Here is a 24,613-nt window from a genome sequence, read left to right on the forward strand (position 1 = left end):
AGTGGGGGTTAATTTTGCGGCGAATGCCTCGTCGGCATTGAGCGTTGGTTACAACTTTGGTGACTCGGCGTTTTCCGGTTATGGGGAATTCACGCCCATAACGATTCGCTCGTACGCGATGCCGGAGACGCATGCCCACTTGGAACGAGATCGATAACGAGATCGAGGCTACCCAGGGCGAGCAGCCCTGCGGAGTGGTTCGGCGGAAGTATCTTGAGCGCCTGCAGGATCGCTTAGGCCGCTCCGTGATCGCCTACTATTCCGGCTTTCTTCAATCGCGACAGCCAAACGGGACTATGCACCCGGAGGCGGCGATTAGCGATCTGGACATGAACGGCCTGATGGCTGTGGTCCACGGTGTGAATCGCGAGCGTGGGCTCGATTTGATTGTTCATACGCCTGGTGGCGGCATCGAAGCAACCCGAGGATTTGTCGAGTACCTCTACAAGATGTTCGGGCGGGACATTAGGGTAATAGTCCCGCATATGGCGATGTCATCTGGCACCATGATCGCGTGCGCCGCTCGAGAAATCATCATGGGCAAGCATTCTTGCTTGGGTCCGACCGACCCGCAAGTGCGAGGCCACCCCGCAATGGGCGTGCTTGCAGAGGTGGATCGCGCAATCGAAGAGATCAAGCAGGAGCCGCTTAAGCAGCTGGTTTGGTCTGCAGTTTTCGCAAAGTATCCCCCCGCATTTATACTCGATTGTGAACGATCTGTTGAGGGAACGCGACAGATGGTTTCTTCTTGGCTGAGAAACAATATGTTCAAGGGTGATACTGATCCTGGCGCGAGAGCTCAGCAAGTCGTCGGGCAGCTCATGAACTACAAGGAAACGACCGAACATGCCCATCACTTCCTGATCGACAAGTGTAGGGAAATAGGTCTCGCCGTCTCGGCAATTGAAGATGATCAAAACCTTCAGGAGGACCTCCTGAGCGTTCATCATTCGTACATCGCTTCGTTTGCAAGAACCCGCGCCATTAAAATCATTGAGAATGCGTCAGGCGGAAACTGGAGTGTCTCAGTTTAGTACGGCTACCTTTTCGGTGAAGCTACACGTGGGCGACATCGGCGGCTGAGCCGTCTATAGCGACGCCGCATCTTCCGTGGAGATCTGGACTTGGCGAACGTCGCGGTGGTCGGCGCCCAGTGGGGCGACGAGGGCAAGGGCAAGATCGTCGACTGGCTGTCGAACCGGGCCGACGTGGTCGTCAGGTTCCAGGGCGGTCACAACGCCGGCCACACGCTGGTCGTCGGCGACAAGGTCTATAAGCTGAGCCTGCTTCCGTCGGGCGTCGTTCAGGGCAAGCCCTCGGTGATCGGCAACGGGGTCGTGGTCGACCCCCGGGCGCTGCTCGACGAGATCGCGCGGATCGAGGCGCAAGGGGTGGCGATCACGCCCGACATCCTGAAGCTGGCGGACAATGCCTGCCTGATCCTGCCGCTGCACCGCGATCTGGACGGGGCGCGGGAGGCGCAGGCCGGCGCCGGCAAGATCGGCACCACCGGCCGCGGCATCGGACCGGCCTACGAGGACAAGGCCGGGCGGCGGGCCATCCGTGTCGGCGATCTGGCGGACCCGGAGGCGCTGGACGCCAAGATCGAGCGGCTGCTGGCCCACCACGGGGCGCTGCGCAAGGGGCTGGACCTGCCCGAGATCGATCCGGCGGCGCTGAAGGCCGAACTTCTGGCGATCGCGCCGCGGGTCCTGCGCTTCACCGGCGAGCCGGTTTGGAGGCAGCTGGACAGGGCCTATCGCGACGGCAAGCGCATCCTGTTCGAGGGCGCGCAAGGCGCGTTGCTGGACGTCGACCACGGCACCTATCCCTATGTGACCAGCTCCAACACCGTGGCCGGGCAGGCGGCGGCGGGATCCGGCCTGGGGCCCCGTTCGGTGGGCTATGTGCTGGGCATCGTGAAAGCCTACACGACGCGCGTCGGCGAAGGCCCCTTCCCCACGGAGCTGACCGACGCCGACGGCCAGCGGCTGGGGGAGCGCGGCCGCGAGTTCGGCACCGTGACCGGACGCGCCCGCCGCTGCGGCTGGTTCGACGCGGTGCTGGTGCGCCAGTCGATCGCGGTCAACGGCATCCACGGCATCGCCCTGACCAAGCTGGACGTGCTGGACGGGTTCGAGAGCCTCAAGATCTGCGTTGGCTATCGCGTCGGCGATCGCGAGCTGGACTATCTGCCCGCCGGGCTGCGCGACCAGGCGGCGGCGGAGCCGATCTACGAGACGCTGGAAGGCTGGGCCGACAGCACCCAGGGCGCCCGATCCTGGCGGGACCTGCCGGCCAATGCGGTGAAGTACGTGCGTCGGGTCGAGGAGCTGATCCAGGCGCCGGTCGCGCTTCTGTCCACCAGCCCGGAGCGTGACGACACGATCCTGATGCAGGATCCGTTCGCGGGCTGACCCGAGGCTCAACCCGACCTTAACCGGAAGGCTTCACCATGGTTGGGCTTCAGAACGAGGTCCGCCACGTGTTCGCCGCCGACTCCAAGACGCTGCACAAGATCGAGCCGGTGATCCGGCGCACCCTGATCGTCGATCCGAACATGGCGTCGGCCAAGCTGATGGCCGATCTGGTCAAGGGCCTGGGCGCCCGCGAGGTGGTGGTCGAGCAGGACGAGAAGCTGGCGCTGGAGGCCGCGCGCGACCTGGAGCCCGGGATCATCTTCGTCGAGCGGACCGGCCCCCGGCTGGACGGGGAGTCCTTCACGAAGCGGCTGCGCCGGTCGAACCTGGCGTGCCGCAAGGCGCCGATCATCATGGTGACGTCGGACGCGACCGCCTCCACCATCAAGGGGGCGCGCGACAGCGGGGTGCACGAGTTCCTGCGCAAACCCTTCACGTCCGGCGACCTGTTCAAGCGGATCGAGGTGGTTTCCATCCGTCCGCGCGACTGGATCGAGGCGGTCGGCTATGTCGGCCCGGATCGCCGTCGGTTCAACTCGGGCGAATACGCGGGACCCCAGAAGCGCAAGTCGGACAAGGCCAAGGGCGGCGACGCGGCCGCGGCCAAGGATCAGGCGATGCGCATCCTCAACGCCGCCCTGGCGCAGTTCGACAGCGACCCGATGCAGGCGCTGCGCGCCATTCGCGAGCAGGTCTCGGCCCTCAAGGCGCAGGCCATGAAGACCGCCGACGCCGGCCTGGCGGTGGCGCTGGCCTCGTTGGAGACGGTGCTGACGGGTGCCGCCCCCACCAAGGCTCAGCTGGAACGGCCGATCCAGGGCGTCCTCGCGCTGGCCGCGCCCGACACCTTCGCCAAGGCGAGCTGAATCCGGACGGCGCCTCAGGCGTCGACCAGGTTCCGTTCCATGGCCGCCGCGCGCATGGCCTTCTGAAGCTTCTCGAAGGCGCGCACCTCGATCTGACGCACGCGCTCGCGGCTGACGCCATACTGGACGGCGAGCTCCTCAAGGGTGACCGGATCGTCCTTAAGGCGACGTTCGGTCAGGATGTGCTTCTCGCGGTCGGTGAGCTCCTGCATGGCCTCCTGAAGCAGGCCCATGCGGATGTCGCGCTCCTCGTCCTCGGCCAGCCGCGTCTCCTGAGACACGGCCTCGTCGTCGGACAGCCAGTCCTGCCATTCGCTCTCGCCGTCGGCCCGCAAGGGGGCGTTCAGGGACGCGTCGCCCGACAGCCGCCGGTTCATGTCGATGACGTCCTGCTGGGTGACGCCCAGCTTGCTGGCGATGGCCTCGACGTTCTCCGGGCGCAGATCGCCTTCTTCGAAGGCGGAGATCTGGCTCTTGGCCTTGCGCAGGTTGAAGAACAGCTTCTTCTGCGCGGCGGTGGTGCCCATCTTCACGAGCGACCAGCTGCGCAGGATGTATTCCTGGATCGAGGCGCGGATCCACCACATGGCGTAGGTCGCCAGGCGGAAGCCCTTGTCCGGGTCGAACTTCTTGACGGCCTGCATCAGGCCGACGTTGCCCTCGGAGATGACCTCGCCGATCGGCAGGCCGTAGCCGCGATAGCCCATGGCGATCTTGGCCACGAGACGCAGGTGAGAGGTGACGAGCTTGTGCGCGGCCTCGGGATCCTGGTGTTCGGACCAACGCTTGGCGAGCATGAACTCCTCGTCCTTGCTCAGCATCGGGAACTTCCGGATTTCCGAAAGATAGCGCGACAGCCCCTGTTCAGGCGACATGATCGCGAGCGCGTTGTTGGCAGCCATTCGGTCCCTCCAGACCAGACATGTCCGAGCGGGCTTTCCGGTCGGCCACGGGATGTGCGCCGGACCCTCGCCCCTCAATCGACTAGATGGCGATCGGTTGCCCCGAGTGAAAGGGGCTTTTCGTCACGGCGCCGAAGCGTCGCTACGACCGCCATCCGGCGATGGTGGTTACTAGCAGGAACCTAGTCTTTTTACAAGACCCACTAGATGCCCAGGATGCCCCGATAGGTGGGGTGCACCACGTCGGCGTGCTCGGGGTGTTTCTTCAGCCAGGCCGACAGATACGGACAGACCGGCAGGAGAACGAGCTCCCGCGCCTGCACGTCGGCCACAACGTGTGCGGCCAGGCGGCCGGCCAAGCCGCGACCCTCCAGCGCCTCGGGGACGAGGGTCTCGGTGATCATCATGTTGGGCGGGTTGAAGTTGTAGGTCATCACCGCCACGCCGCCCTCGACCTCGAGCTCGTACCGCTTGGCGTCGGGATTGTCGCGAAACACACCGTCGTCGGACATGGCTTAGAGCGCCTCCAGCGCCTCGATGAGCGATGCCATGTCAGGTGGCGGCTGCGTCTGAAACCGCAAGGCTCGGCCGGTGATCGGGTGGACGAAGCCGAGCACGGCTGCGTGCAGAGCCTGGCGCGTCAGCCCCGCCTGGGAGATCGCCATCCGGACCGCAGGCGCCGTCGCGCCCGAGCCGTAGACAGGATCGCCGAGGATCGGAGCGCCCTTGTGGGCCATGTGGACGCGGATCTGGTGGGTTCGCCCGGTGTGAAGGGTGCAGCGGACGACCGCCGCGAAGGGTCGGCTCGCCGGGCCGAAGGGGCGCAGCACCTCATAGTCCGTGATCGCTTCGCGGCCGCCGGATTTCAGCACCGCCATCTTCTTCCGGTCCGAGCTCGATCGACCGACCCGGCTCTGAACCCGTCCGCGGGACGGGTTCGGCGCGCCGCGCGTCGCCGCCAGATAGCTGCGCTCGATGTCGTGGCGGGCGAACAAGGCCGACAGACCCGCGTGGGCGGCGTCGGACTTGGCCGCGACCATCACGCCGGACGTGTCCTTGTCCAGCCGGTGCACGATGCCGGGTCGCGCCACGCCGCCGATGCCCGACAGCTCGCCGGCGCAGTGGTAGAGAAGCGCGTTGACGAGGGTGTCGCGCGGATGGCCGTGCGAGGGGTGGACGGGCATCCCGGCCGGCTTGTCCACCACGATGAGGTCCGCGTCCTCGTGCAGGATGGTCAGGGCGATGTCCTGGGCTTCGGGCTCTGCCGGCTCCGGCGGCGGCAGATGGACGCGGTAGGCGCCCGGCTCGGCCCTGGCCGAGGCCGAGGTGACGGCCGTGTCGCCGAACCGGACGCGCCCGGCTGCGATCAGCGACTGGAGTCGGGCGCGAGAGAGTTCCGGCAGCGCCTGGGCCAGCGCCTTATCAAGCCTGCCGCCGCCGGAGATCAGCCATGCGACCAGCACCTCGCCGTCGTCGTCCGTCTCCGGATCGTCTGTCGCGAAATCGTCCGTCAATCGTTCACCCAGCGGTCGCGGCCCTGTCGTTCGCCGGACATGGCTGAGCCCTATCGGCGGTTTTCATGCCCCGGAAAAGGGGCGGGGGAGCCTTAACATGAACGTGTTTCGCACCAAGTCCTGGCTGCTGGCCTCGGCCGGCCTGGCCGCCTGCCTTTCGACGCCCGTCCTGGCGCAGGACGCCGAGAGCGGCGTCACCACCGTCGACGAGGTCATCGTCACCCTGCAGAAGCGCGAGCAGTCGATCATCGAGGTGCCGACCGCCCTGACCGCCTATTCGGGCGAGTTCCTGAACGAGATCGGCGTCGATGACTTCAACGAGCTGGGCCTGTTCACGCCCGGCTTCGACGTCCAGGACCAGTCGCCGAACAACCCGGGCTTCGTGATGCGCGGCATCACCTCGGACTCCGGCGAGGCCTACATCGAGCCCCGCGTGTCCGTGTTCCAGGACGGCGTCTCGATCTCCAAGGCGCGCGGCTCCTACGTCGAGCTGTTCGACATCGAGCGCGTGGAGATCGCCAAGGGTCCGCAGTCGACGCTGTTCGGCCGCGGCGCCCTGATCGGGGCGGTCAACATCATCCAGAACAAGGCCTCCCTCGCCGGCTTCGAGGGCGAGCTGGAGGGGCAGGTCGGCTCGGACGGCTTCATCCAGTTCGGCTCGGTCGCCAACGCGTCCCTGTCCGACAGCTTCGCGGCGCGCCTGGCCTTCCGTCATCGGCAACGGGACGGCACGGTGGAGAACGCCCTGGGCGGCGAGGACTTCAATGGCGTGGACACCTCCGCGGCGCGCCTGTCGCTGGTGTGGGCGCCGAACGACGACTTCCGCGCCGACATCATCGCCAACTACCAGCGGGACGGCTCGACCGGCACCTCGTTCAAGGCTCGCAACTATCTGCCGACCGACCCGACGACCGGGGCGGTGCTGGGCGGCGCCGAACCCTGGGAGCCGGCGGCTCTCCAGGCCGGTCAGAACTTCGTCGACGGCTCGCGGCTGGGTCTGGACCGGGAGGTCTATGGCGTCACCGGCATCCTGAGCTGGACCCTGTCCGAGTCCGTGAGCCTGACCTCCATCACGGCGGCCCGGACCTTCGACTCGGTCGAGGTGTTCGACCCGGACGGCATCGGTCTGCCCATCCTGACCATCTCGGAAGACGCCACCGGCGACCAGTTCAGCCAGGAGCTGCGCCTGAACTATGACGCGGGCGGCCGCTTCCGCGCCTTCGTCGGCGCCGGCTATTTCGAGGAGGACGGCGCCCAACGCCTGCCGCTGCAGTGGGACGAGCGGGTCGCGCTGGCCCTGCTCACCGGTCAGCTGAACGCCGGCGGCGCCGGATCGGGCCTGCCCGCCAACCAGCCGGCGCCGCTGGCGGTGTTCGGCAACACCGCCTTCACCGGCGCCCTGATCCAGGGTCTGGTGGCCGCGACGTCGGGTGGCACTATCCTGCTGCCGACCGCCCAGGCGCAAGCGATCGCCGCGAACCTGAACCCCGCCTACACCGAGATCGTCACCAACACCGCCGAGCTGACCTCCTATGACGTCTTCGCCGATGTCAGCTTCGACGTGACCGACCGGCTGGAGATCGGCGCGGGCCTGCGCTTCACCTCGGACGAGAAGACCTCGGGCATCTCGTCGGCCGTCACCAGCGGCCAGCGCAGCGTGCTGGGCTCGGTCATCGCCGGAGCGACGATCCGCAGCTCGGCGCTGTTGGGCGCGCTCGCCGCGCCGAACGCGGGCCAGATCCCGTTCGGGGCGACCTATCCGGTCCCGAACTTCGGCCTGTTCATCCAGCCGACCGCCGGGGGGGTGCAGGAGCAGTCGCTGGACGACGACGGCTTCACCTGGCGTCTGACCGCGGCGCTATGAGCTGAGCGAGGACGCCAGCGTCTACGCCAACTACGCCCGCGGGCGTCGTCCGGCGGTGCTGGCCCCCAGCGTTCCGGCCGCGCCGCTCACCGCGGGTGACGGCCAGGCGCAGTTCGACGTCGTCGACGAGGAGACCGTCGACAGCTTCGAGGTCGGCTACAAGGCCGCGAACCTGCTGGACGGAACGCTCCGGTTCGAGGCGGCGGCCTTCTACTACGGGTATGAGAACTTCCAGACCCAGGTTCAGGAGGGCGCGCAGTTCATCACCACCAACGCCGGCGAAGCGACGTCCTATGGCGCAGAGCTGCAAGGCGTCTGGACGCCGACGGCCATGCTCGACCTGTTCGCCACCTACGCCTACAACCGCTCGCGCTTCGACGTGGGCCGTTTCGACGGCAACCGCTTCCGCCTGTCGCCGGACCATCAGGCCTCGATCGGCGCCTCGGCCCGCTTCCTGGTCGCCGGCGGAGAGCTGCGGGTGACGCCGAGCTACACCTGGCAGTCCGAAGTCTTCTTCGACGACAACAACGACATTCCGGCGCTGCAGAGCGGCCTCGTGCCAGACACGGTCCAGGACGAGCTGCAGGAGAGCTACGGTCTTTTGAACCTGCGCCTGGCCTATACCCCGGACCAGGGGAACTGGACGCTCGAGGCGTTCGGGGACAACCTGCTCGACGAAGAGTACGTCAAGGATGCGGGCAACACCGGCGACGCGCTCGGCCTGGCGACCTTCATCGCCGGCGCCCCGACGACCTACGGCGTCGGCCTGACGCTGCGTTACTGACGACCTGAGGCGGGGCCGCCCGGCGGCCCAGCCCCCTTGTCCGGAGTCTTCCATGACTGTCGATCGCCGCCGCCTGCTGGGTCTCTTCGGCGTGGGAGCCGCCGCCGGATGCGCCGCCACGCCTCAGCCCCCGCGCGCGCCGCTGGCGGCCGATGCGATCATGCTGGACGGCGTGAGCTTCGCCCACGGCGTGGCGTCGGGGGACCCCGACACCACGTCGGTCCTGCTCTGGACCCGCGCGGGCGCTGTCGGCGGCGAGCCCCACGCCGTGCGCTGGCAGGTGGCCGAGGACGAGGCCTTCCAGACCATCGCGGCGGAAGGCGTCGCCGAGACGAGCGCCGCCCGCGACCACACGGTCAAGGTCGTCGCCGAGGGCCTGAGACCCGGAACGGACTACTGGTACCGCTTCATCGCGATGAGCGGCCAGGGCTCCCCGGTCGGGCGAACCCGCACCCTGCCGGAGGCGTCTTCCGCCGAGCCTGTGGTGCTGGCCGTGGCGTCCTGCTCGCTGCACCCCAACGGCCTGTTCAACGCCTATGACGCGATCGCGCGCCTGGAGACGCTGCACGCCGTCGTTCACCTGGGCGACTACATCTATGAGTACGGGGCGGCCGAGGGCGACTACGGCATGGCCAACGGGCGCCGCCTGAACCGCATCCCCGAGCCGCCGCGCGAGATCGTGACACTCGAGGACTATCGGGCGCGCCACGCCCAGTACAAGTCCGACCCGAACCTGCAGGCGGCGCACGCCCGCGCGCCCTGGATCGTCGTCTATGACGACCACGAGGTGACCAATGACGGCTATCTGACGGGCGCGGAGAACCACCAGCCCGACGAAGGGGACTGGGCCGCGCGCAAGGCGGCCGCGCTGAAGGCCTACTTCGAATGGATGCCGATCCGCGAGCCCCAGGCGAGCCGATCGCTGGAGGCGGCGACCTATCGCAGCTTCCGCTTCGGCCGCTCCGCGTCGCTGCACATGCTCGAGACCCGTCTGATGGCGCGGACGAGGCAGCTGGACTACGCCGCCGACTTCTACGTCACTGGACCGGACGGTCAGCCGACCCCGGATCGCCCGGGCTTCATGGCCAGGCTGAACGATCCGGCCCGGCGCCTGATGGGCGACGACCAGCTGGCCTGGCTGGAACGGGACCTCAGCGCCGCGGTCGACGCCGGCGCCGCCTGGCAGTTGATCGGCAACCAGGTGATCATGGCGCGCGTCACGGCGCCGGACTTCGGCGCCCTGATCCCCGAGGCGACGCTCGGCGCGGTGCTGGCCACCCTGCCGCCGGAGCGGCAGCAGAGCATCCGCAGCCTGATCAGCCTGTTCGGACAGGACGTGCCGCTGAACCTCGACGCCTGGGACGGCTATCCGGCCGAGCGGGAGCGGCTCTATGCGGCGCTGAAGCGATCGGGCGCGCGGCCCGTCGCCCTGGCGGGCGACAGCCACACCTTCTGGGTCAACCGTCTAGCCGACGCCGCCGGGGACGACGTCGGGATCGAATTCGGCACGACCGCGATCACCAGCCCGAGCCCGGCGGACTCGCTGGGCCTGCCCATCGCCTTCGCCAACCAGGCGGTGAACGACGCGAACGAGGAAGTCCGTTTCGTCGATTTCGGGCCCCGCGGCTTCCTGAAGCTGACGCTGACCCCGGAGCGGGCGCGGGGCGAGCTGATCGCCGTCTCGACCATCACCGAGACCCCCTATCGCGCCAGCGTGCTGAAGACCTACGAGGCGGCGGCGGAGCCGCAGGGGCGGATCGGCGCGCTTCGCGAGAGCTGAAGCTCAGAAATCGAGGTCCGCGTACACCGCCGAGGGCGCCACGCCCGGGAAGCGGTCGCCGAGCAGGCCCCGGAAGCAGGGGCGACACTTGATCTTGGCGTACCAGCCCTTGAGCGCCGGGTAGGCCGGCCACGGCGCCTCGCCGAAATAGTCCAGCACCGACAGGTGCGCGGCCGCCACGAGATCGGCCTGACTCAATCGACGGCCCGCCAGCCAGTCGCGCTCGCCCGCCAGGGCCTCGAACAGGGCCAGGTGCCGGCGCAACGCCTCACGCCCCTCACGCAGATTGCGGGCGTCGGGCGGTCCCATGCGCAACAGCGGCTTTTCCATACGCTCGTGCAGCAGCACCGCGTCGACATCGTCGGTGAACGGGCGCGCGAACCAGTCGACCAGGCGCCGGGCCTCGGCCCGTTCGCCCGCGTCGCCGGGCAGAAGAGCGCCGGCGCTGGCGTCGTCGGCGAACCCCAGGATGGCGGACAGGCCGCGCAGGGTCAGGGCACGGCCCTGATGCCGGGTCTCCAGAACCGGGGGCAGGCCCGACGGGTTCAGCGCGTGGATGGGACTCTCGGGGTCCCAGGGCCGCACCGCCTGTTCCTGCACCGCCAGCTTGATCTCGCCCAGCGCGAGCCGCGCCGCGCGCGAGGCCGGATCGAAGGCGAAGTGGTGAAGGGTCGCGGCCTCGGCCATGGCCGCTTCCTGCGCGCGGGTGGATTAAGGCGGCGTTTACCGCGCCGGCTCGGCCCAGGGCCCGGTCGCCGTCGTCACGCTCGCCGGGTCGGCGTGCAGGATCACCTCCGCGCCGGGCAGGGCCGCGCGCACGCGGGCCTCGGCGGCCTCGACGATGTCGTGGGCGGCCTTGAGGGACAGGTCGGGATCCAGGTCCACATGCATCTGGGCCTGAACAGCGGTCCCGGCCATGCGCGTCCGGAGGCGGTGCACGCCCCGGATCCGGTCGTCGCTCATCACCGCCGCCACCACCGCGTTCTGGACCTCAAGGGGCGCGGCGCGGTCCAGGAGTTGGTCCGCCGACTGCCGGAGCAGGCCCGCCGCGCCCCAGGCCAGCCAGACCATGACGATCAGGCCAGCGGCGGCGTCCAGACCGGGGGCGTTCAGGAAGGCGCCCGAGACGACGCCGATCAGCACCACCACATTGGCCGCCAGGTCGGCGGCGTAATGTGCGCGGTCGCCGGCGACCGCAAGGCTGCCCGAGGCGGCGATGGCGCGATTCTGGCGCCAGACGAGGAGCGCCGTCAGCCCGATCGCGACCAGCATCACCGCCACGCCGATCCAGCCGCCGGTCACCGGCGTCGGCGTCAGCATCCTCGCCACGGCCTCCCAGCCGATGAAGACCGCCGAGGCGAAGACCAGCCCGGCCTGGACCAGCGCGGCCATCGGCTCGCCCTTGCCGTGACCGAACCGGTGCGTGTCATCCGGCGGCGCGGCGGCCCAGCGCACGGCGAAGAACACCGCCAGCGATCCGACGAGATCCAGCGCCGAGTCCGCCAGCGACGCCATGAGCGACATGGAGCCCGACGCCCCGAGCGCAAAGGCCTTCAGCGCGATCAGCGCGACCGCGATGCCCACCGACAGCCGGGTGACGTCGAACACCGCCGCGCGGGCTTTCGCCTGAACCTGGGAGGAGTCGTCGTCGGCCATGCGCCCTCAATGGCGGATTAGGCGTGCCGGCTCAATGCGCAGCTTCGAGGGCCGTCTTGACGCCGGCGGGCGGTTGGGACGTTAAATGCGACCGCCTGTGGATAAAGCACGGCGTCGGGGATGCGGATGGACAGCCAGCGTCGCTGGATCGGCCGAGGCGAGGCCCTGGAACGGCTGGGTGTGAAGTCCCAGACGCTCTACGCCTATGTCAGTCGGGGGCGCATAAGCGCGCGGCCCGATCCCGCCGATCCGCGACGCAGCCTGTACGCCGCCGACGATGTGGCCCGCCTGCGCGGCGGGACCGGACTGACGCCCGCGAGCCCCTTCATCGGATCGGTGGGGCGGGGCGAGGCGGCCGTGGAGTCGCGTCTCACGGTCATCGCCGACGGTCGCCTGTTCTACAGGGGTCTGGACGCCGTCCAGCTCAGTCGCGCGGCGACGGTAGAGGAGACCGCCCGGCTGCTGTGGGGCGCCCCCTCCGACCCCTTCCGCGATCTGAAGCCCCGGGTGGACGCGGTTCTGGGCGGCTCGCACCGGGCTCGGATCTACGCGGCCCTGGCCCGGCGGGCGGAGGAGGACGGCGCCGCTCATGACCGTGACCGGATGCAGCTGGCGCGCTCGGCGGCCTCCGTCATGTCCGACGTAGTGGACGCCCTGGCAGGCCCCGGGCCGAGACTGCACCTGCACCAGCGGCTGGCGAGAGCCTACAAGGTGGGCGAGGCCGAGGCCCAGATGCTGCGCCGCGCCCTGGTGCTGGCGGCCGATCACGACATGAGCGCCTCGGCGCTGGCGGCGCGTGTCGCGGCCGGCGGGGGGGCCAGCCCGGCGGGGGCGGCGCTGGCGGGGCTCGCCGCGCTGAGGGGGTCGTCCGTGGCCGCCCGGCTGGAGGCGACCAACGAGATGGTCACCCTCGGTCGGCGTGATCCGGCCCGGGCCGTCGAGTCGCGCGCGGCCACGGGCGAGCTGCCGGGCTTCGGCGTCGCCGCCTATCCGACCGGGGATCCCCGCGCCCGCGCCCTCATCGATGCCATGAACCTGCCGGCCGATCTTCAGGCGTTCGTGGACCGCGGCCGTGCGGCGACCGGGGCCGAGCCCGGCTTCGAACTCGCCCTGGCCCTGCTGGCCCGTCGTCTGGACCTGCCGCGGGACGGCGCGTTCGACCTGTTCGTCATCGGCAGGCTGGTGGGCCTGATGGCGCACGCGCTCGATCAGCGTTTCGACGGCTCGCCTATCCGGGCGCGTCTGCGCTATGTGGGGCCCGAGCCCGGCGCCCACTGATGCGTTCGCCGGTCAGAACGGCGGAGCGACATGGCGGACTGGCTGACGGCGATCCTGCTAGGTCTGGTCGAGGGACTGACGGAGTTCATTCCGGTCTCGTCGACGGGGCACCTGCTGCTGCTGGGCCATTTCCTCGGCTTCGAGAGCACCGGCAAGACCTTCGAGATCGTGATCCAGCTCGGCGCCATCCTCGCCATCGTCAGCGTCTACTTCCAGCGGCTTTGGGCGCTGGCCACCCGCTGGCCCCGCGATCCGGCCGCGCGGCGGTTCATCATCGGCGTGGCGCTGGCCTTCCTGCCGGCGGCGGTGGCCGGGGTGCTGCTCTATCCCGTGATCAAGGAGGTGTTCTTCGAAACCCCGGTCGTCATTTGCATCGCGTTGATCGTGGGGGGCGTGCTGCTGCTTCTGCTCGACCGGATGAAGCGCGCGCCGCGCTATCTGGACGTGAACGCCTATCCGCTTCGGGTCTACGCCTTGATCGGGCTGTTCCAGTGCCTGGCCCTGCTGCCCGGCGTGTCGCGCTCCGGCGCCACCATCGCCGGCGGTCTGCTGCTGGGGACGGACAAGCGATCGGCCGCGGAGTTCACCTTCTTCCTGGCGCTGCCGACCATGGGCGGGGCCGTCGCCTATGACCTCTACAAGACCTGGGACCAGCTCGACTTCAATGACGCGGGGCTGATCGCGGTCGGCTTCGTCACGGCCTTCCTGACCGCGCTCGTGGTCGTGCGGTATCTGCTGGACTTCGTCAGCCGGCACGGATTCGCGCCGTTCGCCTGGTGGCGGATCGCCGTCGGTGCGGCGGGCCTGGTCCTGCTGGCGGCGGGCGTCGGCGGCTGAGGGCGTCGGCCGGACACCGGGCCAATTCGGTTCAGGCGGCGCGGACCCGCTGGACCGGCTCTTGCGGGCCCGCCGATTTGCCGGACGCCGCCTCGGCGGGCCGATAGGGCAGGCGGACGCGCACGGTGGTGCCGTGCCCCGGCTCGCTCTCCAGAATCAGTTGCCCGCCGTGCAGTTCGACCAGCGACTTGCTGAGCGCGAGCCCCAGGCCCGTTCCCTGGGTTGTCTTGGCGTGCTGTCCCTCCACCTGCTCGAAGGGCTGGGCCAGGCGCTGCAGGTCCGCCTCGGCGATGCCGATACCGGTGTCCGCGACCGCCAGTTCGACGATGTCGTTCGACAGCGTCGCCGAGACCTCGATACGTCCGCCTTCGGGCGTGAACTTCACGGCGTTGGACACCAGGTTCAGCATGACCTGCTTCAGGGCGCGGTAGTCGGCTTCCACCGTCGGGGCGTCGTCGGCCTCGACGAACAGCTTCAGCCCGGCTTCCTCGGCGCGCCCGCGCATCAGGCGCACCGCGTCCTTGCAGACCTCCTGGAGGGACACCGGCTCCAGATGCAGGTTCAGCTTGCCGGCCTCGATCTTGGCCATGTCCAGGATGTCGTTGATCAGGCTGAGCAGGTGCTGGCCGGACCTCAGGATGTCCTCGGCATATCCCTTGTATCGTGCGTCGCCCAAGGGGCCGAACATCTCCGCGGCCATGATCTCGGAGAAGCCGTTGATGGCGTTGAGCGGCGTCCTCAGCTCGTGGGACATGTTGGCCAGGAACTCCGACTTGGCCTGGTTGGCGGCTTCGGCCCGGGTCTTGGCGACCTCGTACTTGCGCGCCAGCTGCGAGAGCTTTTCCTGGCTGGCCTCCAGCTGAGCGACGGTGGCCTGCAAGGCCTCGGCCGCCCGGCGCCGGGCGGTCTCCTCCATCTTGATCGGCGTGATGTCGGCCGCCGTGACGACAGAGCCCCCGTCGCCGGTCAGACGCTCCGTCAGCTGCAGCCAGCGACCGTCGTGCAGTTCGACCTCACGCTGTCCCGCGCGTCCCGAGGGCGACGGGTTGTCGGCGCGGATCGCCAGCGCCGCAATGCGGTTCAGCTCCGCCTTGAACGCCCCTCGGCGGACCATCTGGTCCTCGAAGTCGAAGGCGTCCTGGAAGGCCCGGTTGCACAGCACCAGGCGGCCGTGCCGGTCGAACAGGGCGAAGGCGTCGGACACGCTCTCGATGCCGTCCCGCAGCCGGCTCTCGGCGGCCTGCGCCTGGGCCTTGGCGCGCCGCGCCTCGGTGATGTCAAGCGCCACGCCCACCACCGAGGGGAACCGGTGGTCGGACCGCTCGCCGCGGGCCTGTCCGCGGGCGTCGAGCCAGCGGACTCCTCCTTCCGCCTTCATCACGGCGAAGCTGGTCTCGAAGGTCCCGTAGGCCGAGGCCTGCATCAGGGCGTGGGCGACCTGGTCCCTATGTTTCGGATGGATGCGCTCGAACAGCGTCTCGGCCGAGACGAGGCCGGCGCCGTCCAGCTCGAGCAGGCCGGCCATGTAGGCGGACACGCGCACCTGCTCGCGCTCCAGGTCCCACTCCCAGACCCCGCACTTGGCGCCTTCCACCGCCAGCCGGAAGCGACGCTCATTATCGGCGAAGGTGCGCTCGGTCCCGGCGCTGCGCGCCGCCCGGTAGGTCTGGAACAGGGCCGCGATCAGCCCGATCGTCAGGGGGCCGACGACGGTCCAGCTCTCGCCCAGCAAACCCTCCCGCTGAAGCAGATAGAAGCTGGCGGTGAGCAGGCCGACGAGAAGCAGCAGCCGCAGCACCGTCGCCCCGGCCTGCGGCTTGCGGTCCGTGGCTCGGCGGCCCGGATTGGAACTGCGGCGCTCCTGCCCCTGCAAGGCGCTCTCCCGGCTCAGGCTGTGACCCGGCAGAATCTAAGGTGCTTCGGCGAATCCTGTCGAGCGTTCCGGGATCCGCGGGTCAGGCCGCCTGCTGCGCCGGCGCCGGCGCGGCCAGAACTTCCGTGACCGTCTTCAGGATTTCACGGGCCTGATTGGCCAGGCGCGTCATCTCCGGCGGGCAGTCCTCGGGCGCCTCCGAAGCGCTGCTGACGAGGGTCTCGGCCAAGGCCATCAGCTTGGGCGCCGCCGCGATCAGACGCGCCTGCAGCTCGATGCGATCAGGATCGCGGTCGTACTCGGCCCCTGGCACGCGCCATCCGCCCCAGTCCGACGGGTCGGTCACCACCACCGGATAGGTGCCCGGGAAGGGGTGGTGCGTGCAGTCCTCGGGCTGCTGCCACTTGTTGCGCGCCCGCAGCAGCCGCCAGCCGCCCAGCTCGCGCTCCAGCGCGGGGTCCTCGGCCGGGGAAGACAGCTCGTGCGGCATGAACTCGCGACCGAGCCCGACGTCGTAGGTGATGCGCACGGGCTCGTCGAAGCCCTTCGCCCAGACCGGTTGCACCTGCTCGATGCGCGCCCAGGCGCCGACACACTCGACCCAGACCCGCTGGCCCTTCTGAAACACCGCACGCGCCATCGCGCCCTCCAAGCCGCACCGACGCCAGCATCGGGCAGCCGCCTTGACGGGGCGTTTGCTGGAAGGGTGAACCGATCCCTAACGACAATTCATCCGCCTGAACGCCAGACAACGACCGGCTCAGGTTCGGCTCAGCGGCGGTTTGGTCTTCTTCGCTCACGCCCCGATCGGCGGGGATGTTTGAAGCGAGATCAGCGATGAAGAAGACGGTTCTGTTTTCAATCCTCGCGGCCTCGGCGGTGGCCCTCTCCACCCCGGCGGCCGCCCAGCACTATGGCGGCTACGGTCAGCGCTATCCCTACGAGGGACGCCAGCTGCAGCTGGAGCAGCGCGTCCAGCGCTTGGCCTACAACGGCCGCATCAGCCGCCAGGAGTATCGCGTGTTCCAGCGCCAGTTCGAGCATTTCGACCGGCTGCAGCGCCAGTACCGCCGCGGCGGCATCGACCGCTGGGAGGCAAGGGAACTCGATGCCCAGTTGGATCGGATCCAGCGCCAGATCCGTCAGGAGCGGCGCGAGGACCGCTACGACCGCCGCTGGTAGGGCGTGATCGCTGGTTCAGAGCGAGGGCCGCGCCGCGAGGCGCGGCCCTTTTCGCGCTTCGGGGTCAGTCGACGCCGAGTTCCTCAAGCAGGCGCGGTTGGTCATAGACGTCGCGCAGCGCCTCGGTGATGGCGGCCGTCGACACCACCACCGTCCGGTTGACCGCCCCGTCGTAGCCGTACGCGCCGCCCAGCGAGTGGATGTTCCCGTCGAAGGCCGCGCCGATCACCTGACCCTCAGCGTCGATCACCGGCGAGCCGGAGTTGCCGCCGATGATGTCGTTGGTGGTGGTGAAGTTATAGACGATGTCGGGGTCGATCTCCGCGCGCGCCGCGAGGAAGTCCTCGGCCGCGTTGAAGGGCGGCGATCCGGTCGCCCGGTCGAACAGGCCGCCCATGTAGGTGAAGGGCTCCACCTCCACGCCTCGGTAAGTCCAGCCCCGCACCGAGCCGTAGGACAGCCGCAGCGAGAAGGTGGCGTCCGGATACTGGTTCTCGCCGTACACGGCGAAACGGGCCTGGGCGATCTTCTCGGCGGCCTGCGCCGTCGGGGCGGAGACCTGCGCCTGCCAGTCGTTGCGAACGGCCTGGGCCGCCTCGTCGTTGGCCAGCACGAAGGCCAGCAGCGGATCCGCTTCGGCCAGCGCATCCGGCGCCATGGTCAGCGCCTGCCGGCGGAAGGCCGGATCCGCCAGGCGCGTGCCCTCGACCAGGCGCTCGGCCAGCGCCTCGGGGCTTTCGTCGCCCAGCAGGGCCTTCACCTGGGGATGGTCGACGGTCAGATACTCGCGCGTCTTGGACAGCCAGAACGCGAGGTAGATCTCCTCGATGTCGGCGTCGATCGGGCGCTCGGTTCCGAGCTGGCGCGACAGGCGTTCGACGTCGGCGTCGGAATAGCCGGCCCGGCGCTGATCGGCCGGCTTGGCGCGCTCCTTGGCGACGCGCACGATGGAACGCGCATAGGCGTAGAGCGTCGAGCCGCCCCCGGCGTTCGCCTCCAGCTGGCGATAGGGCAGGTACAGGTTCTCGATCCGACCCTGGACCTCCTCCAGCGTGGTCCAGGGGTCGCCGATGCGTTGAACCAGGGCGGGGTCCGCCGCGACGGCGGCGCGGAGCTCGGCCTCCTGGCGGCGCTTCTCGGCCATGAAGGCTGTGTCGGTCAGGGCCTGTTGCTGCCCGTAGAAGGCCTTGAAGCTGTTCTCCAGACCGAAGATCGGATCGACAGAGATCCGGGCCGCCTCCTCGCTTGATTGCGAATATTGAAGCAGCCGGCCGCGCAGCTCCGATCGCTGAAGCTGGGCCACCGGAATCTGGACGTCGCGCAGGTTCTCGAGCTGGGCGATGGTCAGAAGGCGCGAGGTTGAGCCGGGATTGCCGGAGACGAAGGTGGGCTCGCCCTCCCGCGGGGCGCGGGCGTTCCAGACGAGGTGGTTCGGCGTCGCGACCGGCCGACCGTCCTCATAAGCCCGCAGGAACGCCGCATCGAGCGCGTACCGGGGGAAGTTGAAGTTGTCGGGGTCGCCGCCGAAGAAGGCCGCCTGGAATTCGGGGGCGAACGCGAGGCGCACGTCGCCGTAGCGGCGGAACTTGTAGAGGGCGTAGCGGCCGCCGCGATAGAAGCTGATCACCTGGCAGTTGAGCCGTCGATCGCCGCCGCAGGCCTCGTCCTGGATCCTGGCGATCTCCGCCGCGCGGGCCTCGGCGAAGGCGCCGCCTTCGAGGCCGGCCCCGGCCTGGAGCACCCGGTCCGTCACGTCGGTGATGTCGGTCAGAACCTCCGCCGTCTGTCCCGGACAGGTGCGCTCCTCTTCACGGGTCGCGACGATGAAGCCGTTGGCGACATAGTCGCGGTCAGCCGTCGAGAGCTCCTGCACGCACGAGACCACGCAGTGGTGGTTGGTCAGGATCAGACCGTCGGGCGAAACGAACGACGCCGAACAGCCCTGCAGACGGACGGACGCCTCGCGGACCCGGTCCAGCCAGGCCTGATCGAGACTGGTCCCGTAGGTCTGGTTGACCCGGGCCAGGGGGAAGTTGTCGAACGTCCACATGCCTTCCTCGGCGGCGGCCGGCGCGGCGGACGCTCCGGCGAGCGCCCAGCCCAGGGCCAGGGCGGAGGCGGCGAGACGAATCTTCATGGCGTGTTCCTCGGATCGGCGCGTCCCGCGCCTGTTAACTCGTAACTATCCGGGCCGCGGGGCCGCCGACAAGGCGTCTTACCCCGATTTAACTTGGATGAGAGACCTGCCGCCTTCAGATAGCGTCTGATCCTCGGGGGTTGAATTCGCGTCCCATGTCACTGGCTCTGTCCACCCTTCTGTACGAATGGCGCCGCTACATGGCGGCCGTGATGGCGCTGGCGCTGTCCGGTCTGCTGGTGCTGGCCATGACCGGCGTCTTCATCGGCATCGGCAAGGGCTTCACGGCGCAGATCGAGCGTTCGCGCGCGGACGTCATGGTGCTGGCGCCGGGGGCGAAGAACCTGGTCAGCGGTCCCTCCGGCGTGCCGCGACGCTTCATTCCGCTGGTCTACAACCACGCCGAGGTCATCGAGGTGCAGGCGCTGGACGGGGCGGGCGGCTCCTTCCAGTCGATCAAGGACGTCGATCCCACCATGAGCGCGGCGGAGCGCGCGCGGCAGGGGGCGGCGCGGCTGCAGTTCGTCCAGACCCGCATCATCGACACCACGCCCGGCGCGGTGACCATCCCGACGGACTATTCGCAGGAGCTGGTGGACGCCCTTCGCCAGCCCTACACCGTCGCCGTCGATGAAACGGCCCTGAGGCCGCTGGGCGTCAAGCTCGGCGACAAGGCGCTCTACAACGGCCAGACCGTCACCGTGGCGGCGGTCACCCGCGGCTATCCGAACATGATGCAGTCGACCATCGTCATGAGCCGCGACACCCTTCGCATGCTCGGCCAGGCCGACACCGGCACCCGCGTCGGTCCCCTGATGGTGAAGATCGAGGATCCGGCCCGCGCCGAGATCGTCGCCGCCCAGCTGAACGCCATGGGCAACGGTCAATGGAAGGCCTGGACACGCCAGGAACTGGCCGACGCCAACCAGAGCGCCATGTTCGAGGAAGGCATCCTCGTGATCATCATCGGCGGCTGCGTCGTGCTGGGGACCATCATCGGGGTCGCGATCACCTGGCAGACGCTGCGCGGCGCGATCATGGCCAACATCAAGGAGTTCGCCTCGCTGCGCGCTCTGGGCGTGTCGATGGGTTCGCTGCGTCGCATCGTGATGGAGCTCAGCTTCTGGGTCGGCCTGGTGGGCGTGGCCGCGGCGATCCTGCTGACCTGGCTGGTGTCGCTGCTCGCCTCGGCCAATGCGGTGATCATCTCCCTCCCGATCGGGCTGCTGCTCATCGTCGGCGGAGGACTGGTCTTCATCGCCATGATGTCGGGCTTCCTGTCACTCGGCGTGCTAAAGAACAGCCAACCGGCGGACCTGCTGCGATGATCACCAAGGCGCACGGAAAGCACGGCGACGCGGCCATCGAAGCCAAGGGGCTGGTCAAGCGCTTCAAGTCGGGCAAGGGCTTCGTCGAGGTCCTGAAGGGCGTGGACTTCGACGCGAAACACGGCGACCTGACGATGGTCATGGGGCCGTCGGGCTCGGGCAAGTCGACGCTGATCGCCGCCCTGTCCGGTCTGCTGAGGCCCGAAGAGGGCAAGGTCGCCACCCTCGACGTGCCGGACCTGTGGAAGCTGTCGGCCGGACGCATCGACAAGTTCCGCCTCGACAACTGCGGCTTCATCTTCCAGGGCTTCAACCTGTTCCCCGCCCTGACCGCGCTACAGCAGGTCGAGACCGTCCTGAAGTTCCAGGGCCTGACGCCGGAGCAGGCCAAGAAGCGCGCCACGCTGGCGCTCGAGGAGGTGGGGCTGAAGCCGCGCCTGCATCAGCGGCCGACATCGCTTTCGGGCGGCGAGAAGCAGCGCGTCGCCATCGCCCGGGCGCTCGCCAAGGACCCCCAGATCCTGTTCGCGGACGAGCCCACGTCGGCGCTCGACGGCGAGAATGGCCAGGTCGTGATCCGCCTGTTGCGCCGCGCCGCGACCGAGCACGGGGCGGCGGTGGTCTGCGTGACCCACGACCCCCGCCTGGAGGCCTGGGCCGACCGCATCATCCACATCGAGGACGGCCGCATCATCGACGACACGCGCCGCACCCCGGATCCCGAGGCGACGCTCGCCTCGTCCCACTGAACAACGACAAGAACTCCTAGGACTCTCGCATCATGCCCGGCTTCCTGAAGAACAAATGGCTCTGGATCGGCCTGCTGCTGATCATCGTGGCCGTCGCCGGCTTCAGCTTCGTGTCCTCGCAAGGGGCCGCCAAAAAGAAGGCCGTCGAGGAGGCCGCCGCCACGGTCACCAGCCCCTACGCCGCGGTGGCCAACGGCAAGGTGGACGTCGAGGGCGGGATCATCCAGGTCGCCGCCCGTCGCGGCGGCGTCGTTCGCGAGGTTCTGGTGCAGGAGGGCGACGACGTCGTCGCCGGCCAGATCCTGGCGCGCCAGGAGGACGACGAGCCGCGCCTGGCCGTCCAGCGCGCCCGCGCCGAGGTCGCCCAGGCCGAGAGCCAGCTCGCTCAGATCCAGGTCGACCTGCGCACTGCGCGCCGTGAGCACGATCGCCTCGCTCAGCTGGTCTCGTCCAACTTCGTCGCAGCCCAGCGCATGGATCAGGCCCGCGACGACATCGCCTCGGCCGAAGCCCGCCTGCAGGCCCAGCGCGCCGCCGTTCAGACCGCCCGGGCGCGCCTGAACGAAGCGGAGTTCAACCAGGAGCTGACGGTCATCCGGGCGCCGATGGACGGCCGGATCGTGCGCCGCTACGCCAACCCCGGCGCGGGGGCCTCGACCTTGCAGGTCTCCACCATGTTCGATCTGGAGCCGGAGGCGCCGAGGATCGTGCGCGCCGAGATCGTCGAGAGCGACATTCCCAACGTCACCGTCGGGCAGCAGGTCGAAATCTCGCCCGAGGGCAACCCGAGCCAGGTCTTCGTGGGCGAGGTGCTTCGCCGCGCCGCTGTGTTCGGAGCCCGCAAGCTGGCCTCGGACGACCCGAGCCAGCGCTCGGACGAGCGCGTCGTGGAGGTGGTCGTCACCGCCGACGACGCGCCGCTGCTGATCGGCCAGCGGGTGCTCGTCAAATTCATGAAGCCGGGCGAACAGGCCGGCGCCCAGCGTGCGCCCAGCGCGGGCGTGCCGGCCGACCGCGCGATGCGGTCCAGCCAGAGCTGACAAGCTCCAGCCGGCCGTCGCCGAAAGGTGACGGCCGCGCGGTTCCGGCGTAGAGCGGGCCGCCCATGAGCGCCTACGCCGACAGCCACCGCTTTTCCGTCGCGCCGATGATGGACTGGACCGACCGCCACTGTCGGGCCTTCCACCGCGCCCTGACGAAACGCGCGCTGCTGTACACCGAGATGGTCACGGCGCCCGCCGTCATCCACGGCGACCGTGCGCGGCTGCTCGGCTTCGACCCGATCGAGCACCCGGTCGCCCTCCAGCTGGGCGGCTCCGATCCCGCCGAGCTGGCGCAGGCGGCCCGCATCGGCGCCGACATGGGCTACGACGAGATCAACCTGAACGTGGGCTGCCCCTCGGACCGGGTGCAGTCCGGGCGGTTCGGCGCCTGCCTGATGCGCGAGCCGGACCTGGTCGCCGAATGCATGGCGGCGATCCGCGCCGCCGTCGCCGTTCCGGCCACGGTGAAGTGCCGCATCGGGGTCGACGACCAGGCGCCGGAGGAGAGCCTCTACACCCTCGTCGACGCCTGCGCCTCGGCCGGCGTGACCACCTTCGTCGTCCACGCCCGCAAGGCCTGGCTCCAAGGGCTGTCGCCCAAGGAGAACCGGGACATCCCCCCGCTCGACTACGATCTGGTCCGCAGGCTGAAGGCGGACCGGCCGCGTCTGACGATCATCCTGAACGGCGGCCTGGCCGATCTGGATCATGCGCTAGCGGAAAGTCGCGGCCTGGACGGGGCCATGCTGGGTCGCGCCGCCTATCACACGCCCGCGATCCTGGGCGAAGTGGACCGGCGCGTGTTCGGCGCCGCCGCGCCGGACGTCGACGCCTATGCGGCGCTGCAGGCCTACCGGTCCTACATGGCGGACCGGCTCGCCGAAGGCGTCGGACTGGCGGCCATGACGCGCCACATGCTGGGCCTGATGCACGGCCGCCCGGGCGCACGCGCCTTCCGCCGCATCCTGACCGTGGACTCCATAAAGCCGGGCGCCGGTCTGGAGGTGGTGGATCGGGCGGTCGAGGCCGTGCGGGACGCCGAGCGCCGCCGCGCCGAGGCGGCGTGAGCGCACAGATCCTCGACCTTGTGACCCTCGCCGCTGCGCTGCTCGGCGCAGGCGTCCTGGCCGGGCTTGTGGCGGGACTTTTCGGGGTCGGGGGCGGCACGGTGATCGTCCCGGCCCTGTTCTACGCCTTCGACGTTTTGGGGCTGGGCGGCGAGGCGAACCTGCACGTGGCGGTCGGGAGCTCGCTCGCCATCATCATCGCCACCTCCTGGCGCTCCCTTCGGGCCCACCGCAGCCACGGCGCTGTGGACGAGGCGGTGCTGAGGACGTGGACCCCCTGGGTGGCCGTCGGCGGCGCGCTCGGCGCGGCGCTCGCGGGCGTCGCCTCCCAGGCGGCGCTCGGGCTGGTCTATGGCGTCAGCCTGACCGTCGTGGCGATCCAGATGGGACTGCTGCCGGAGCGGCTGACCCTGGCGAAGGACCTGCCCCACGGCTGGCGGCGAGGGACGCTGGGGACCGGCATCGGAGCCCTGTCGGCCATGATGGGCGTCGGCGGGGGCTCCCTGGGCGGCATGCTGATGACGCTGTGCGGGCGCCCGATCCATCAGGCGGTGGCGACGGCTTCGGGCTTCGGCCTGGCGATCGGCGTCCCGGCGGCGATCGGCTTCGTCCTCGCCGGCTGGTCCGTGGAGGGGCGTCCGCCGCTGTCGCTCGGCTATGTCAACCTGCCCGCCGTGATCCTCATGGGGGTGGTGACGACCGCCGTCGCCCCCTTCGGCGCCCGCCTGGCGCACCGCCTGCCGAAGCGGGCGCTGCGTCGCGCCTTCGCGGCCTTCCTGGCGCTGACGGCGCTGTCCGTGGCGCTGAAGGCGCTTTAGGGCCTCAGGATAAGCGATCCGGAGCGCGCCTCGAACGCGCTAAGGCGCCCCAGATAGCTCATGCCCAGCAGGGAGTAGGGCAGGCCGTCCCGCACGATCAGAGCCTCGACGTGCTCGACGCGCGCCGATCCGATGCGCACCTCGTCCAGCGTCACCGCCGCCGCCAGGGTCTGGCCGTTCGCGGTCTGGACCGAATGGCGAAACTCGTCGGGCGAAGGTCGCAGACCCAGCCGGGCCGCGTCCTCGGGCGTCAGGGCGACGACGCTGGCTCCGGTGTCCACCAGCACCTTCACCGCCCGGCCGTCGATCCGCGCCTGGGCCCAGAAATGGCCATCGGCCGCCTTCGTCACCTGGGCGGCGCCGGCGGGAGTCGGGATCGCGGCGTCGGCCACGACGGGCGGCGAAAGCTCGACGCCGCGTTCGAGCCGCTGGATCCACCCGGCGCAGAGCAGGGCCGACACGGTGGCCGCGGCGATGACGATGACCGGTTGGCGATGCGAACGCGACATGAACTG

Annotated in this window: 23 protein-coding genes; 14 read left to right on the forward strand and 9 right to left on the reverse strand. The window is 69.4% G+C overall.

What is annotated here, in order from left to right; genetic code table 11:
* Window positions 1-131: 131 nt before the first annotated feature.
* The 3 genes from ACFFGE_RS13540 to ACFFGE_RS13550 all read left to right on the forward strand — a co-directional run bounded on the left by ACFFGE_RS13540 (window position 132) and on the right by ACFFGE_RS13550 (window position 3,286).
* The gene (locus ACFFGE_RS13540) at window positions 132-1,034 is read left to right on the forward strand and encodes an SDH family Clp fold serine proteinase (RefSeq protein WP_376836982.1); all 903 of its coding nucleotides are present in this window, start codon (window positions 132-134) and stop codon (window positions 1,032-1,034) included.
* Window positions 1,035-1,124: 90 nt separating this feature from the next.
* Complete coding sequence (locus ACFFGE_RS13545; RefSeq protein WP_376836983.1) at window positions 1,125-2,417, forward strand: adenylosuccinate synthase; 1,293 nt, start codon at window positions 1,125-1,127, stop codon at window positions 2,415-2,417.
* A gap of 38 nt (window positions 2,418-2,455) precedes the next feature.
* Window positions 2,456-3,286, forward strand: coding sequence for a response regulator (locus ACFFGE_RS13550; RefSeq protein ID WP_376836985.1), 831 nt, complete (start codon window positions 2,456-2,458; stop codon window positions 3,284-3,286).
* 14 nt (window positions 3,287-3,300) lie between these two features.
* On the opposite strand, the gene rpoH is transcribed toward ACFFGE_RS13550, so the two are convergent.
* The 3 genes from rpoH to ACFFGE_RS13565 all read right to left on the reverse strand — a co-directional run bounded on the left by rpoH (window position 3,301) and on the right by ACFFGE_RS13565 (window position 5,702).
* A complete protein-coding gene (gene rpoH / locus ACFFGE_RS13555) occupies window positions 3,301-4,188 on the reverse strand; it encodes an RNA polymerase sigma factor RpoH (protein ID WP_376836986.1) in 888 nt (295 codons plus the stop codon).
* A gap of 203 nt (window positions 4,189-4,391) precedes the next feature.
* Window positions 4,392-4,700 carry a GNAT family N-acetyltransferase gene (locus ACFFGE_RS13560; RefSeq protein WP_376836987.1) on the reverse strand — a complete coding sequence of 103 codons (309 nt, stop codon included), beginning with the start codon at window positions 4,698-4,700 and terminating at the stop codon, window positions 4,392-4,394.
* Between the two features lie 3 nt (window positions 4,701-4,703).
* Window positions 4,704-5,702 carry an RluA family pseudouridine synthase gene (locus tag ACFFGE_RS13565; RefSeq protein WP_376836988.1) on the reverse strand — a complete coding sequence of 333 codons (999 nt, stop codon included), beginning with the start codon at window positions 5,700-5,702 and terminating at the stop codon, window positions 4,704-4,706.
* Between the two features lie 97 nt (window positions 5,703-5,799).
* Between ACFFGE_RS13565 and ACFFGE_RS13570 the strand changes: the two genes are divergently transcribed.
* Genes ACFFGE_RS13570 through ACFFGE_RS13580 form a run of 3 tightly spaced genes read left to right on the forward strand, consistent with a single transcriptional unit; the run spans window position 5,800 to window position 10,130 of the window.
* The gene (locus ACFFGE_RS13570; protein ID WP_376836989.1) at window positions 5,800-7,566 is read left to right on the forward strand and encodes a TonB-dependent receptor; all 1,767 of its coding nucleotides are present in this window, start codon (window positions 5,800-5,802) and stop codon (window positions 7,564-7,566) included.
* Between the two features lies 1 nt (window position 7,567).
* Window positions 7,568-8,350: a TonB-dependent receptor domain-containing protein gene (locus ACFFGE_RS13575; RefSeq protein ID WP_376837073.1), complete on the forward strand. Its 783-nt coding sequence runs from the start codon at window positions 7,568-7,570 to the stop codon at window positions 8,348-8,350.
* 52 nt (window positions 8,351-8,402) lie between these two features.
* A complete protein-coding gene (locus tag ACFFGE_RS13580) occupies window positions 8,403-10,130 on the forward strand; it encodes an alkaline phosphatase D family protein (protein ID WP_376836990.1) in 1,728 nt (575 codons plus the stop codon).
* Window positions 10,131-10,133: 3 nt separating this feature from the next.
* Here ACFFGE_RS13580 and fzlA read toward each other — a convergent pair whose 3' ends face one another.
* Together fzlA and ACFFGE_RS13590 are read right to left on the reverse strand one after the other, a co-directional pair.
* Complete coding sequence (gene fzlA, locus ACFFGE_RS13585; RefSeq protein ID WP_376836991.1) at window positions 10,134-10,817, reverse strand: FtsZ-binding protein FzlA; 684 nt, start codon at window positions 10,815-10,817, stop codon at window positions 10,134-10,136.
* Window positions 10,818-10,853: 36 nt separating this feature from the next.
* Window positions 10,854-11,786, reverse strand: coding sequence for a cation diffusion facilitator family transporter (locus tag ACFFGE_RS13590; RefSeq protein WP_376836993.1), 933 nt, complete (start codon window positions 11,784-11,786; stop codon window positions 10,854-10,856).
* A 120-nt stretch (window positions 11,787-11,906) separates the two neighbouring features.
* Here ACFFGE_RS13590 and ACFFGE_RS13595 point away from each other — a divergent pair, with 120 nt between their 5' ends.
* Together ACFFGE_RS13595 and ACFFGE_RS13600 are read left to right on the forward strand one after the other, a co-directional pair.
* Window positions 11,907-13,064 (forward strand): citrate/2-methylcitrate synthase, encoded by a 1,158-nt coding sequence (locus ACFFGE_RS13595; protein ID WP_376836995.1) that lies wholly within the window; start codon window positions 11,907-11,909, stop codon window positions 13,062-13,064.
* Between the two features lie 30 nt (window positions 13,065-13,094).
* Window positions 13,095-13,901 (forward strand): undecaprenyl-diphosphate phosphatase, encoded by an 807-nt coding sequence (locus ACFFGE_RS13600; RefSeq protein ID WP_376836996.1) that lies wholly within the window; start codon window positions 13,095-13,097, stop codon window positions 13,899-13,901.
* 31 nt (window positions 13,902-13,932) lie between these two features.
* Here the strand turns inward: ACFFGE_RS13600 and ACFFGE_RS13605 are convergent, their stop codons facing one another.
* Both ACFFGE_RS13605 and ACFFGE_RS13610 read right to left on the reverse strand, forming a co-directional pair.
* A complete protein-coding gene (locus ACFFGE_RS13605) occupies window positions 13,933-15,774 on the reverse strand; it encodes a PAS domain-containing sensor histidine kinase (RefSeq protein WP_376836997.1) in 1,842 nt (613 codons plus the stop codon).
* 82 nt (window positions 15,775-15,856) lie between these two features.
* Entirely contained in the window at window positions 15,857-16,414 is a 558-nt protein-coding gene (locus ACFFGE_RS13610) for a hypothetical protein (RefSeq protein ID WP_376836999.1), read from the reverse strand.
* A gap of 197 nt (window positions 16,415-16,611) precedes the next feature.
* Between ACFFGE_RS13610 and ACFFGE_RS13615 the strand changes: the two genes are divergently transcribed.
* Window positions 16,612-16,956, forward strand: a complete 345-nt coding sequence (locus tag ACFFGE_RS13615; RefSeq protein ID WP_376837000.1) for a hypothetical protein — start codon at window positions 16,612-16,614, stop codon at window positions 16,954-16,956.
* A gap of 64 nt (window positions 16,957-17,020) precedes the next feature.
* On the opposite strand, the gene ACFFGE_RS13620 is transcribed toward ACFFGE_RS13615, so the two are convergent.
* Window positions 17,021-19,093 carry a S46 family peptidase gene (locus ACFFGE_RS13620; RefSeq protein WP_376837002.1) on the reverse strand — a complete coding sequence of 691 codons (2,073 nt, stop codon included), beginning with the start codon at window positions 19,091-19,093 and terminating at the stop codon, window positions 17,021-17,023.
* Between the two features lie 155 nt (window positions 19,094-19,248).
* Between ACFFGE_RS13620 and ACFFGE_RS13625 the strand changes: the two genes are divergently transcribed.
* From ACFFGE_RS13625 to ACFFGE_RS13645, 5 genes are all read left to right on the forward strand, one after another.
* The gene (locus ACFFGE_RS13625; RefSeq protein ID WP_376837003.1) at window positions 19,249-20,421 is read left to right on the forward strand and encodes an ABC transporter permease; all 1,173 of its coding nucleotides are present in this window, start codon (window positions 19,249-19,251) and stop codon (window positions 20,419-20,421) included.
* Entirely contained in the window at window positions 20,418-21,170 is a 753-nt protein-coding gene (locus tag ACFFGE_RS13630) for an ABC transporter ATP-binding protein (RefSeq protein WP_376837004.1), read from the forward strand. The genes ACFFGE_RS13625 and ACFFGE_RS13630 overlap by 4 nt, the downstream gene beginning before the upstream one ends.
* A gap of 32 nt (window positions 21,171-21,202) precedes the next feature.
* Entirely contained in the window at window positions 21,203-22,210 is a 1,008-nt protein-coding gene (locus ACFFGE_RS13635) for an HlyD family secretion protein (RefSeq protein WP_376837005.1), read from the forward strand.
* Between the two features lie 65 nt (window positions 22,211-22,275).
* On the forward strand, window positions 22,276-23,280 hold the full coding sequence (gene dusA, locus ACFFGE_RS13640; RefSeq protein ID WP_376837006.1) for a tRNA dihydrouridine(20/20a) synthase DusA: 1,005 nt from the start codon (window positions 22,276-22,278) through the stop codon (window positions 23,278-23,280).
* Window positions 23,277-24,098, forward strand: coding sequence for a sulfite exporter TauE/SafE family protein (locus ACFFGE_RS13645; protein ID WP_376837007.1), 822 nt, complete (start codon window positions 23,277-23,279; stop codon window positions 24,096-24,098). The genes dusA and ACFFGE_RS13645 overlap by 4 nt, the downstream gene beginning before the upstream one ends.
* Here the strand turns inward: ACFFGE_RS13645 and ACFFGE_RS13650 are convergent.
* On the reverse strand, window positions 24,095-24,607 hold the full coding sequence (locus ACFFGE_RS13650) for a TIGR02281 family clan AA aspartic protease (protein ID WP_376837009.1): 513 nt from the start codon (window positions 24,605-24,607) through the stop codon (window positions 24,095-24,097). The two genes, ACFFGE_RS13645 and ACFFGE_RS13650, sit on opposite strands and share 4 nt — an antisense overlap.
* Between the last annotated feature and the right edge of the window lie 6 nt (window positions 24,608-24,613).

Source organism: Brevundimonas balnearis, from assembly GCF_042434805.1.
In the GTDB taxonomy this organism is placed as follows: domain Bacteria; phylum Pseudomonadota; class Alphaproteobacteria; order Caulobacterales; family Caulobacteraceae; genus Brevundimonas; species Brevundimonas balnearis.